General features: G+C 64.3%; 11 protein-coding genes. 9 read left to right on the forward strand and 2 right to left on the reverse strand.

The window, feature by feature from the left end; translation table 11 throughout:
* Positions 1 to 55: 55 nt before the first annotated feature.
* Positions 56 to 1291, reverse strand: coding sequence for a pyridoxal-dependent decarboxylase, exosortase A system-associated (locus tag F1735_RS14685; protein ID WP_167237624.1), 1236 nt, complete (start codon positions 1289 to 1291; stop codon positions 56 to 58).
* On the reverse strand, positions 1288 to 2901 hold the full coding sequence (locus F1735_RS14690) for an acyl-CoA ligase (AMP-forming), exosortase A system-associated (RefSeq protein ID WP_167237625.1): 1614 nt from the start codon (positions 2899 to 2901) through the stop codon (positions 1288 to 1290). Before F1735_RS14690 ends, F1735_RS14685 begins: the two co-directional genes overlap by 4 nt.
* Positions 2902 to 3147: 246 nt before the next feature.
* Between F1735_RS14690 and F1735_RS14695 the strand changes: the two genes are divergently transcribed.
* The 9 genes from F1735_RS14695 to F1735_RS14740 all read left to right on the forward strand — a co-directional run.
* Positions 3148 to 4488: a putative O-glycosylation ligase, exosortase A system-associated gene (locus tag F1735_RS14695; protein WP_167237626.1), complete on the forward strand. Its 1341-nt coding sequence runs from the start codon at positions 3148 to 3150 to the stop codon at positions 4486 to 4488.
* Between the two features lie 26 nt (positions 4489 to 4514).
* Positions 4515 to 5531 (forward strand): polysaccharide deacetylase family protein, encoded by a 1017-nt coding sequence (locus F1735_RS14700; protein WP_229505777.1) that lies wholly within the window; start codon positions 4515 to 4517, stop codon positions 5529 to 5531.
* A 234-nt stretch (positions 5532 to 5765) separates the two neighbouring features.
* Positions 5766 to 6011 (forward strand): acyl carrier protein, encoded by a 246-nt coding sequence (locus F1735_RS14705; protein ID WP_099873596.1) that lies wholly within the window; start codon positions 5766 to 5768, stop codon positions 6009 to 6011.
* A complete protein-coding gene (locus F1735_RS36515; protein WP_229505778.1) occupies positions 6011 to 7795 on the forward strand; it encodes a hydrolase 1, exosortase A system-associated in 1785 nt (594 codons plus the stop codon). Before F1735_RS14705 ends, F1735_RS36515 begins: the two co-directional genes overlap by 1 nt.
* A gap of 40 nt (positions 7796 to 7835) precedes the next feature.
* Entirely contained in the window at positions 7836 to 8462 is a 627-nt protein-coding gene (locus tag F1735_RS14720; RefSeq protein ID WP_166891467.1) for a tetratricopeptide repeat protein, read from the forward strand.
* A 56-nt stretch (positions 8463 to 8518) separates the two neighbouring features.
* Entirely contained in the window at positions 8519 to 9730 is a 1212-nt protein-coding gene (locus F1735_RS14725; RefSeq protein WP_167237627.1) for a VanZ family protein, read from the forward strand.
* Positions 9731 to 9915: 185 nt separating this feature from the next.
* On the forward strand, positions 9916 to 10527 hold the full coding sequence (locus F1735_RS14730) for a tetratricopeptide repeat protein (RefSeq protein ID WP_167237628.1): 612 nt from the start codon (positions 9916 to 9918) through the stop codon (positions 10525 to 10527).
* Positions 10528 to 10715: 188 nt separating this feature from the next.
* Complete coding sequence (locus F1735_RS14735; protein WP_167237629.1) at positions 10716 to 11531, forward strand: tetratricopeptide repeat protein; 816 nt, start codon at positions 10716 to 10718, stop codon at positions 11529 to 11531.
* Positions 11532 to 11842: 311 nt separating this feature from the next.
* On the forward strand, positions 11843 to 12179 hold a 337-nt coding region (locus tag F1735_RS14740; RefSeq protein WP_167237630.1), incomplete at its 3' end, for a hypothetical protein.

The raw sequence follows: 12179 nt of genomic DNA on the forward strand, positions 1-12179 counted from the left end.
CTCGCGCTTGCGTTGATGTTATTCGTTGATTGCGGATCGAGTGCGGATTATGGCATCAGACCAGCACTTCCAGCGCCACGGGATGGCTGAGGAAGGCGACCGGGCTGGCCGTCAGGCCGTAGGCGCCCGACTGGAACACCACCACCAGGTCGCCCACGTCGGCTTTGGCGAGCGACATCTGGTCGGCCAGCAGGTCGAGCGGGGTACACAGCGGACCGACCACGGACACGGTTTCGCGCTCGCCTTCGTGCATGCGGTTGCCGATGGCGACCGGGTAGTTCTTGCGGATCACCTGGCCGAAGTTGCCGGACGCCGCCAGGTGGTGGTGCAGGCCGCCGTCGGTGACCAGGTAGACCTGGCCGCGCGACTCTTTGCGCTCGATCACGCGGCTGACGTAAATACCCGCTTCGGCCACCAGGTAGCGTCCCAGTTCGATCACGATCTCGGTGCCGGGCAGTTGGCGCCGCACCTCGGGCAGGAGGCGCTTGAGGTTCTCGCCCACGGCGGCCAGGTCGAGCCGTTCTTCGCCGGGGAAGTAGGCAATGCCGAAGCCGCCGCCGATGTTGAGCGAGCGCAGGGGACCGGGCCAGTGCGCGGCCAGGCGGATCGCCAAGGCGAAGGTTTTTTCGTGCGCCTCCTGGATCGACGCCGCTTTCAGGTTTTGCGAGCCGCTGTAGATATGAAAGCCCTGGAAGTCGAGCGCCAGTTCGCCGATGCGTCCCAGCATGGCCGGCACGCGTTCGGCGTCGACCCCGAACTGCTTTGGCCCGCCGCCCATTTTCATGCCCGACGATTTGAGTTCGAAGTCGGGGTTGACCCGCACCGCCACGCGCGGCGCGAGGCCCAGGCGCTTGCCGATGACGGCGATGCGCTCCATCTCCGCTTCGGACTCCATGTTCAAGGTCACCCCGGCGGCGATCGCGCAGGCGAGGTCGGTATCGCTCTTGCCCGGGCCGGCGAAGCTGACCAGGTGCGGCGCCATCGGCGTGTCGAGGGCGACCCGCTGCTCGCCGCCGGAGGCGATGTCGATGCCGTCGACCAGGGTGGCCATGTGCTGGACCACGGCCGGCATCGGATTGGCTTTCATGGCGTAGTGCAGATGGATCTCGGGCGGCAGGTGGCGGCGCAGCAGGGCGACCCGCTCGCTCAGCTTGGCGCGGTCGTAGGCGTAGAAGGGCGTGCGCCCGACCCGTTCGGCCAGGCGCGTGAGCGGCATGCCGCCGATCTGCAGGCAATCGCCCTCGACCTCGAATTGCGCCAGCGGCGCGTGTTGCGGGCGCGGGGCGCTCATTGTGCAGCCTTCGGGTTTGCTGCGGTCGATGCTTGCATAAACAGCTGTTCCATTTGTACGCTCAAGAGTTTGCGGTCGATTTTGCCGTTCGGGTTGCGCGGCAGGCTCTCGGGCGCGATGATCACGCGCGCCGGCAGCATGTAGGCCGGCAGGTGCGGTTTGCACGCTGCCAGCAGGCTGTCCGCAGTCAGGCCACTGCCTTCTTTCGGGTGGGCGATGACGACGATGGCTTGCCCCAAGGTGGGGTGGGCCAGGCCGATGGCGGCCGCTTCGGCCACGCCCTCGCGCGCGTAGACCACTTCTTCGACTTCGGACGGGCTGACCCGGTAGCCGGAAGTCTTGATCATTTCATCGTTGCGGCTGATGAAGTATAAAAAGCCTTCTTCATCCTTGCGCACCGTGTCGCCCGACCATACCGCCATTTCGGTCAGGGGCAGGCCGTGATGCACGCTCACCACCGGCTTGAAGCGCTCGGCGGTCTTGGCGCGGTCGTTCCAGTAGCCGAGCGAGACGAGCGCGCCGCGGTGCACCAGTTCCCCGGCTTCGCCCGCATCGCATTCGGTCCCGTCGGGGCGCAACACCATCACTTCGGCATTCGGGATGGCCTTGCCCATCGAGTCCGGGCGGCGTTCGAGTTCGGCCGGCGGCAGGTAGGTGCTGCGGAAGGCTTCGGTCAGGCCGTACATCAAAAACGGTTGCGCGTTCGGCAGCGCGCGGCGCAGCGCGTCGAGGGTGGGGCGCTGCATGGCGCCGCCCGAATTGGTCAGGTAGCGCAGGGTGCAGTCGGCCGGCCAGGGCAGGGAGGCGATCTGGATCCACAGCGGCGGCACCGCCGCCAGGCCGGTGATGCGCTCCGCTTGCACGGCCTTGAGAATATCGCGCGCCAGCAGGTGGTTGATCAGCACGGCGGTGGCGCCGACGCTGAAGGCCGTGGTCAGCTGGCTCAGGCCATAGTCGAAGCTCAGCGGCAACACGGCCAGGATGCGGTCGGCCGGGGTATTGTCCAGGTAGCCGGCCACGCTGTTGGCGCCGGCCACCATGTTGCGGTGCGACAGCACCACGCCTTTGGGCTTGCCGGTGCTGCCCGAGGTGTACAAGATCGCCGCCATGTCGGTGTCGATATTGCGCGCCGGGGTGGCCGGTCCGGCTGCGGCTTGCAGGGCGGCGTCCCAGGCCAGCACCTTGATGCGGGTCATAGCGGGCGCGTTGTCAAGGTTGCCGGTAACGATGACGGTGTGCAGGTCGGGGCAGGCGTCCAGGGCGCCGGCCAGCAATTTCAGGCGGTCGGCCGAGGTCACCAGGATGCGCACATTGCAGTCGGCCAGGATGTAGGCCACCTGTTCCGGCTTGAGCAAGGGATTGACGGGAACGAACACGCCGCCGGCGGCGGCGGCGCCGAACATGGCGGCCACATTCTCGATGTTTTTCTCAAGATACACCGCCAGCCGTTCGCCACGGCCGAGGCCCAGGCCGAGCACGCTTGTCGAGACTTGCCGTACGGAAGCGGCAAGTGTTGCGTAATCCAGACGGCGGCTGCCATAAACGAGCGCCTCCGCTTGTGGGGAGCGGCCGGCAGAGCGGAAGATGAAGTCGTGGATCAAGTCACTCATTGAAACCTTGCGTACGGCTGGAAGCCAAAGCGTTGCTGTTCGGGACGATAAGGGGCGACGTGCGCCGTGGCTTGTGCCATGCGTGACGCTAGCCAAATTGTGCGGAGATCAATTTCTCCGTGCAAGCGAAATTTAGAAGAAGTTCAAGTACAATCTTACCACTTGAACACTAACAATATCAATTACATATTACTTAAGCGAATCCGCCAGGGCCGCTTAGCCTAACCGGACCGCGCCAGATCGTTCATGAGAGACTTAGTCATTACGCTGCTTGTGTTCGGTTCGCTGCCGTTCATCCTCAAGCGTCCGTATATCGGCGTGCTGATGTGGGTATGGATCAGCGTGATGAATCCGCACCGGCTCAGCTGGGGCTTTGCCTATTCGTTTCCGTTCGCCGCCATCATCGCCGGCGTGACCCTGATCGGCCTGCTGGTCACGCGCGACCCCAAAAAGCTGCCCATGACGCCCATTGTGCTCACGCTCATGGTGTTCGGCCTGTGGATGGGGATCACCACCATCTTCTCGATGTGGCCGGACGAATCGGTGGTGATGCTCAACCGCGTCTCGAAGATCTTCCTGATGACGTTTGCCACCGTCATGCTGATCAAGACGCGCCGCCAGGTGGAGCTGCTGATCTGGACCCTGGTCGGCTCGCTTGCCTATTACGGGGTCAAGGGCGGCATCTTTACCGTGGCCACCGGCGGCAGCAGCATTGTGTGGGGGCCGCAGGGCAGCTATATCGAGGGCAATAATGAAGTCGCGCTGGCCTTCATCACCATCATTCCCGTGATGTGCTTCCTGTACACCATCCTGAAAAACAAGTGGGCGCGCAGGGGCATGGCCGCGTCGATCATCTTGTGCGCCTTCGCCGCGCTCGGGTCCTATTCGCGCGGGGCGCTGGTGGGGATCGGGGCGATGCTGTTCTTCCTGTGGCTGAAAAGCCCCAAGAAGGTGCTGCTGGGCGGCTTGATGGTGCTGATGGTGCCCATTGCGATCACCTTCATGCCCGACAAATGGTCGTCGCGCATGGAGACCATCAATACCTACAAGGAAGACAGCTCGGCCATGGGGCGCATCAATGCCTGGTACATGGCCTATCACATGGCGCTGGACCGCCCGCTCGGCGGCGGCTTCGAGATCTATAACCGCACCGCGTTCGAGTTGTACGCGCCGGTGCCCGATGATGTCCACGCGGCCCACAGTATCTATTTCCAGGCGCTGGGCGAGCATGGCTTTATCGGACTCGGCATCTATTTGTTGTTGGCTTTCCTCACCTGGCGCAAGGCGGCCTGGATCGTGCGCACGACGGCGAAAAGGGAGGACCTGAAATGGGCGGGGGACCTTGCCCGCATGATCCAGGTCAGCCTGCTCGGCTTCGGCGTGGGCGGCGCTTTCCTCAGCCTGCTGTATTACGACGTGCCCTATTACCTGATGGCGGCGGTGGTCAGCACCGGCTACATTGTCGAGAAAACCCTGGAGGCCGAGGCCGAGGCCGCTGCCGCCAAGGCGGCCGCGCGCGACGCCGCCCGCGCCGCCCAGCTGGACGCCGATGCGCATGCGCAGACGCGCGCTGCGCTCGCCCCATGACCCGTTTCACCACGAAAGAGCATGCCATGTCGCTTCAGCGCACCGATCGCATCGACCCCGCGCCGGCAGGACCGGCCTGGGCCGGCATGGCCAGTCGCGCCATGCGTCATCTGGGATTTTTGGGCAGTGCGCGCCAGCGCTTGTCGATCCTGATTTTCCACCGCGTGCTGCCGCGCCAGGATGCGATTTTTCCGGACGAGGTCGATGCGCACCGTTTCGACGCCCAGCTGACCCAGCTGAAACAGTGCTTCAACATCATGCCGCTGGCCGACGCCGTGCGCGCCTTACAGGCGGGCAAGCTGCCGCCGCGCGCGGCCTGCATCACGTTTGACGACGGGTATGCCGATAACGCCACCATCGCGCTGCCGATCTTGCAGCGGCACGGGGTGCATGCGACGTTTTTCATCGCCAGCGGATTTCTGGACGGCGGGCGCATGTGGAACGACACGGTGATCGAGCTGATCCGCCGGGCGCCGGACCGGATCGACCTGCGTCCGGCCGGGCAGGGCGCGTTCGAGCTTGATACGGTGGCCAAACGGCAGGCGGCGATTGCGACATTGCTCGGTGCGCTCAAGTATTTGCCGCTGGACGAGCGCCTGCGCCAGGTGGCGGCGCTGTGTACGCTGGTGCCGGTTCAGTTGCCGACCGACCTGATGATGACCTCCGGCCAGGTGCGCCAGCTGCACCGGGCCGGGATGGGCATCGGCGCGCATACGGTGAATCATCCGATCGTGGCGCGCATGGAGGCGGCCGCTGCGCGCCAGGAAATTGCCGACGGCAAGGCCGCGCTGGAAGCGATCATCGGCGCGCCGGTGACCTTGTTCGCTTACCCGAACGGCAAGCCGGGACAGGATTACCTGGCCGAGCATGTGGCGATCGTCAGGGAACTGGGGTTCGAGGCGGCGGTATCGACCTCGTGGGGGGCGGCGCGGCCGGGAGGCGACCTGTTTCAATTGCCGCGATTCACGCCGTGGGACCGCGGCCAGTTCCGTTACATGCTGCGCATGATGCAGAATTTGCGGCGCAATGGCGACACGGTATAAGGCGCGCACGTGGAGTGGCGGCCTGGACTGTTGGTCGGGACGCCGTGTACCATGTCACCCAATGAATACAGTGCCAAAAAGGCCTTGTAAAACCCGTTATCGCGCACGCTACCCCGTCGTTCCCGCGCAGGCGGGAATCCAATGTCGTAGATCAGCCTGTGTCTGCGGCACCAACTTGGATTCCCGCCTGCGCGGGAACGACGGTGCATCTCCATTCATCTATCTAGGATTTCCATGTATCTCGAAGACATCAAGACCATCCTCACCGACGTACTCAGCCTGGGCGACGCCGGCAAGGAACTGAACGAACAATCGGCCCTGCTGGGCAGCATCCCCGAACTCGACTCGATGGCGGTGGTGAACCTGATGGCCGCGCTCGAAGAACACTTCGGCATCACCATCGACGACGACGAAATCAGCGCCAGCACCTTCGAAACGCTGGGCAGCCTGAACGCTTTCGTCAAGCAAAAACTGGCCTGATGACTGCCCATCCCAAGCCGCCGGGGGCCGAGCCCTTCTTTCTCCAGACGGGCTTGGGACAACGTTTCTGCCTGTTTCACCCGCCCGCCGGCGCGCGCTGCCGTGGCGCGGTCCTGTACGTCCATCCTTTCGGCGACGAAATGAACAAGGCGCGCCGCATGGCCGCCGTGCAGGCGCGCGCGCTGGCGGCGCAGGGCTACGGCGTGCTCCAGCTCGACCTGGCCGGCTGCGGCGACAGCGGCGGCGAATTTGCCGAGGCCCGCTGGGACACCTGGAAAGGCGACCTGGCCGCCGGCTGCGCCTGGCTGTCGGCGCGCCTGGACGCGCCGCTGACCCTGTGGGGCCTGCGCCTGGGCGCCTTGCTGGCGCTGGACTACGCGCACGAGGCGCGGCATCCCATCGCCCGCCTGGTGCTGTGGCAACCGGTACAAAACGGCGCCACCTTCCTGACCCAATTCCTGCGCTTGCTCACCGCCAACGCCATGCTGGCCGAGGGAGACGCCAGCAAGCCGGCCGCCAAAAGCGGCGGCACGGCCGCCTTGCGCGCCACCCTGCTCGGCGGCGAGATGCTGGAAGTGGCCGGCTACGAAATCGCCCCGGCCCTGGCCGCCGCCATCGACAGCCGTGACGCGGGCAAGCTGGCGCCGCTCGGCTGCCCGGTGCATTGGCTGGAAACCTCGGCCTCGGCCGAGCGCCCGCTCACGCCCGCCGTCACCCGCCTGGCCGACGCCTGGCGCGAAGCCGGCGTCGACCTGCACCTGCAACAAGTAACTTGCACGCCCTTCTGGTCGACCCAGGAAATCGCCGAGTCGCCCGAGCTGCTGGCCGCCACCTCGGCCCTGTTCGACGCCGCGCCGCCAGCAGGGCAGCCCGTGTACGCCGCAACGCACGGCACGCCCCCTGCGCCGCCCGCGCCGGTGATTCCGGGTCCACCCGCCTGCCGTGAGGACGTGCTTGGCTTTAGTTGCGGCGGCGAGGCCTTGTTCGGCATTCTGAGCGTGCCCGCGCAGCCGGCCAAACGGGCCGTGCTGATCGTGGTCGGCGGCCCCCAGTACCGGGTCGGCAGCCACCGCCAGTTCACCACGCTGGCGCGCGGACTGGCGGCGCAAGGCATCGCCGCGCTGCGCTTCGACTACCGCGGCATGGGCGACAGCCACGGCGCCATGCGCGACTTCGAGGCGGTCGGCGAGGACTTGCGCGCCGCCGTCGACAGCTTGTTCACGGCCTTGCCCGGGGTGCAAGAGGTGGTCATCTGGGGCTTGTGCGACGGCGCCTCGGCCGCGATTTTCTATGCCGCCGACGATGCCCGCGTGAGCGGACTGGTGCTGCTCAACCCGTGGGTGCGCACCAGCGGCGGCCACGCCAAGGCCACCATCAAGCACTATTACCGGGCACGCTTGTTTGACCCGGAACTGTGGAAAAAGATCCTGCGCGGTCAATTGAATGTGGGTGCGGCCGCCGCCTCCTTCCTGCGCATTGCCGGCGCCGCTGCCGGCAAGGGCAAGGGGAAGGACCAGGCCGGCGCCGCGCCGGCCGCGCTGCCCGAGCGCATGCGGGCCGGCCTGGCGCGCTTTCGCGGCAAGGTGCTGTTGATCATCAGCGGCGCCGACCTGACGGCCCAGGAATTTCTCGACACCGCCGCCGGATCGGAGCAGTGGCAAGCCGTGCTGGCCGCGCCGCAAGTGTCGCGCCAGACATTGGTTGAAGCGGACCACACATTTTCGCGTCGCGTGTGGAAAGACCAGGTGCTGCACTGGACCGGCGACTGGCTGCGCTCGTGGTAAGCCCGCGCACCGCCGCGTTTACGCCCCTCAAAGGATATCGATGAAACTATTGCCTTACCTGTTAGCCGGCACTGTGCTGCTGACCTCGACCGGCGCCCACGCGCTCAATTATTGCGGCGAACTGAAGAATCACTTCGGCCCGCTCGATTACCGCAAGCGCGGCGAGGTCAACCTGGAAATCGTCGAGAACGCCCACTTCACGCCCGAGGTGGAAGCCGGCATCAAGGGCAACACCAGCTATCTCGGCGGCGACCTCGACTACACCCTGCGCGCCATTCCCAACCACCCGCGCGCGCTGGCCACCTTGGCCATGGTCGCCTTGCGCGACAAGCAAGTCAAAGTGCCGGCGACCAAGTGGCCGGTGGAATGCTATTTCAACCGTGCCATCCGCTTCGCGCCCGATGACGCCGCCGTGCGCGCCACCTACGGCACCTACCTGCTCGCGCTCGGCAAGACCGACGACGCGGTCGGCATGTTCGCCACCGCCGTCGAGATGGCGCCGGAAGACCCGACCATCAATTACAACGCCGGGCTCGCTTACTTGAAGAAAAAAGAGTACGCCAAGTCCCGATTGCACGCGAAAAAGGCGTACGCGCTGGGCTTTCCTTTGCCCGGCCTCAAGAACAAGCTGGTCGAGGCCGGCAAATGGGACGAGCCGGCGCAATGACGAGTACGCCGCCACCGGGCTGGCGCCGCCTTCCCGGCACGCACTGAGGACACCCGATGCGCCGCCTGGTCCTTGTCTTCCTGGTCCTGATCGTCTACGGCAGCCTGTATCCGTTCAGCGGCTGGAGCGAGCCGGTCGCTCCCCTGTTCGGCTTCCTGTTCGCCAGCCCCGCGCGCGTGGAAAAGGCCGACCTGGTCCAGAACGTGCTCGCCTACATGCCGTTCGGCCTGTTCATGGTCGCCTGGCTGATGCGCGGCACCCGCTTTCATGTGGCGCTGGTGACGGCTGCCGTGGCCGGCGGCTTGCTGAGCCTGTCGATGGAAGCGATCCAGCAATTCCTGCCCAGCCGCGACGCCTCGCGCATCGACCTGGCATTGAATATTGCCGGCAGCGTGGCCGGCGGCCTGCTCGCCTCCCTGCTGCACGGCCACACCCTGGCCGGGCCGCGCCTGGCGGCCGTGCGCGTACACTGGTTGCGCAGCGGCACCCTGCCCAACCTGGGGCTGGCGGCGCTGGCGCTGTGGGCCTTGTCGCAAACGAGCCCGCTGGTGCCGACCTTCGACATGGGGCAGGTGCGGCACGGGCTGGCGCTGCTCTACCGCTCGCTGCGCGCACCGGAAACCATGCAGGTCGCCCAACTGCTGACCTACGCCTGCTACCTCGCCGGGCTCGGCTTGCTGGCGCGCACCGTGACGCGCGAAGACAAGCCGGCCTTGCTGTTGTTCGGTTCGCTGGTTGCCTGCGTGCTCGTGCTCAAGATCATCGTCGAGGGACGCCAACTGTCGCTCGAAGCGGTGGCCGGGGCGTTTGCGGCGTGGATGTTCTTGCTGGTCGCCGGCCGCCTGCGCCAGGCCGCGTGGATCGGCATTGCGCTGATCGGCGCCGCTTTCGTCATCAGCGAACTGGCGCCGGGGCCGGACGGCATGGTATACGGCTTTAACTGGATTCCGCTGGTGGGGCAAATGCGCTCCTTGTCGGGCTTGCAGAATATCCTGGAGATTTTCTGGCCGTTTTTCGCGATCGCGTATTTTGCGCGATTGAGCACGCCGATCGGGCGCCGCCAGCCGGTGCTGGTGATCGGCACGGTGGCCATTGCGGCGGCGGTGTTCTGGCTGGAATGGTCGCAACAAGGCTTGCCGGGGCGTTTCGGCGATATTACCCAGGTGCTGCTGGCGTGCGCCGGATGGATGGTCCCGTGGATGTTCGCCGGGCCGGACTTTAGCGGGACGCCTGGCGCAACAAGGGCGGCGGGTCGGATCGATCCTTGATTCCTGATTCCTGATTCCTGATTCCGCAAACCGTCGCGCCGGCATGGCACTGGCAGTCAAGCCATTCGGCTTTCTGTAAGATGGCAAGGTTCGCTTATGATCGAGATTCGTAAAACGAAAGGAAAAACCAGATGTTCATGTCAGAAGAACGCAAGATCCCGGCGCGCAGTCCCGAGCTGGCCCCGTTGAAACGCGCGGCCGAAGATGGCGATGCCGAGGCGCAGGTCGACTACGCGAAATACCTGCATCAGCAATTCGACGATCCGGCCGAGGCATTCCGCTGGCTGGAACGCGCTGCCGCGCAACAGCATCCGGAAGGCTTGTATATCCTCTCCTTGTTCTATCTTAACGGCTGGAATGGAGTGCAAAGCCCCGGCGTCGGGTTCAAGCTGATGGAGGCGTCGGCCGGGACCGGCTTCCCGGCGGCGCAACTGGACCTGGGCTTAATGTACATCAAGGGCACCGGCACCGCGCCTGACTTGCCGAAGGCGGCGCAATGGATTGCGAAAGCGGCGGCGGCGGGCCTGCCGGTAGCCGAGTATGAAATGGGTTTGCTGCATTTGAATGGCGAAGGGGTGGAACGCGATTTCCTGACAGCGCTGGGGTGGTTCAAGAAAGCGGCGGATCAGCATCATCCCGATGGACTGTTCTATATCGGCGCCGCCGTGTACGAAGGTTTGGGGACGGATAAAAACCCGGCGCATGGCTGGGAGATTATTCAAGAGGCCTTGCGCATGGGCTCGACGGTCGCGCGAAACAACCTCCAGAACTATCCGGAGCCCGCGCGCGCGGATTGACCGGGGCCAGGGGGCAAAAGGCCGATTCCCCGGCTTTTTGCCTGATCGGCCGGATGAAGGGTTGCGCCGCACGCCACCCGAAGGCGTAAATATTTACACTCCTTGCATGCTCCTTCCTATAATGGGCCAACGGCCTGCAAGATAGCTGTCCGAACATATCCCGATGATGGTTTTGAAGGAGCGTCACCATGCAAAAAAATGAAAAAACCCGACAGCGGATTAGCAACGAACCGTTCGGGCGCCCTGCGCGCGGCGCGTTGAAAGCGCGCCTGCTGCTGTGCGCGGCAGTGTTGCTGGCCTGCGGTTCGGCGTCGGCCGAGGTGCAGAGGGCGGACGCACCAAACCGGAAGACGATAGCCGAGGAACGCAAGATCCCTGCGCGCACGGCTGAACTGGCCCCGTTGAAACGGGCGGCCGAGGATGGCGACGCCGCGGCGCAGGTCGCATATGCGAAATACCTGCATCAGCAATTTGACGATCCGATCGAGGGATTTCGCTGGATGGAACGCGCTGCCGCGCAAAACCACCCGGAAGGCTTGTATGGGCTGTCGCTGTACTACACCAACGGCTGGAGCGGCCTCAAAAGTCCGGGACTGGCTTTCAAGCTGATGCAGTCCTCTGCCGAGAAGGGCTATCACTGGGCGGAACTGGACCTGGGCTTGTTCTACATAAAAGGCAGCGGCACCAAGAAGGACTTGAACAAGGCGGCGGAATGGATTTCGAAGGCGGCCGCCGCCGGCCTGCCGGTGGCCCAGTATGAAATGGGTTTGCTCAATCTGAATGGCGAAGGGGTGAAGCGCGACTTTTTGGAAGCGCTGAGATGGTTTGATAAAGCGGCACAGCAAAACCATCCCGACGCGATGTTCTATATTGGCGCCGCCATGTATGAAGGTTCGGGTACCGATAAAAACCCGGCGCAGGGCTGGGCAATGATCCAGGAAGCGCTCAGGTTAGGGTCGAAGGTTGCCAGCGACAATAGCAAGAACTACCCCAAGCCCCGCTAAGGCGCGTCCTTGACCAATGCCAATGGCGAAGGGCCGGCCACCTCGGCTTTTTGCCTGCATTCCACGCGATGTGGATGACTGAGTAAGAAAGAAAGCGCGGCCAGCCTTGCTGGTATCGCCATCACAGCCTCCGGACGACCGATTCCGGTCCGGCACAAGGGATCTCTCCCACGGTTTTTGTCTGTCAGTAAGTTTTTGGCCGCAACTGTATGCTTGCGCAAGGGCAATATTCTCACCTCTGAAATCGCTACGCTTGGTTTTCCCACTGGCAATTTTATGCCAGCATGTTCTTGCAGAAGACAGGAAAAGTCATGCACCTTCACGCCACCGGTAGTTTGCCTTGCATCAATCGATTCCTGCGTTTTGCGCTCGTGTTTTTTGTCCTGATGCATGGCCACGCCCAGGCTGAAAACGGCTTGCCAGAAGGAACGCTAGGCTGGGATTACTACACCGGGATTTTGGGGCCGGACGAGTATGCCCCCGATCCGGTAACGGCTTGCCAAAAGACTGCAAAGAAGCACATGGGAACGCAGCTGAAGGCGATCGAACCGTATGAAAATCGTCGCGATTGGTACAAATGCATCTACCCGCACTTTCTGGTGGTAGGCGGTGTGAGCTGGCATGGAAGTACCTTGTTGAGATGCAAAC

The sequence above is a fragment of the Massilia genomosp. 1 genome (genome assembly GCF_011682185.1).
Classification (GTDB): Bacteria; Pseudomonadota; Gammaproteobacteria; order Burkholderiales; family Burkholderiaceae_D; genus Telluria_A; species Telluria_A rubra.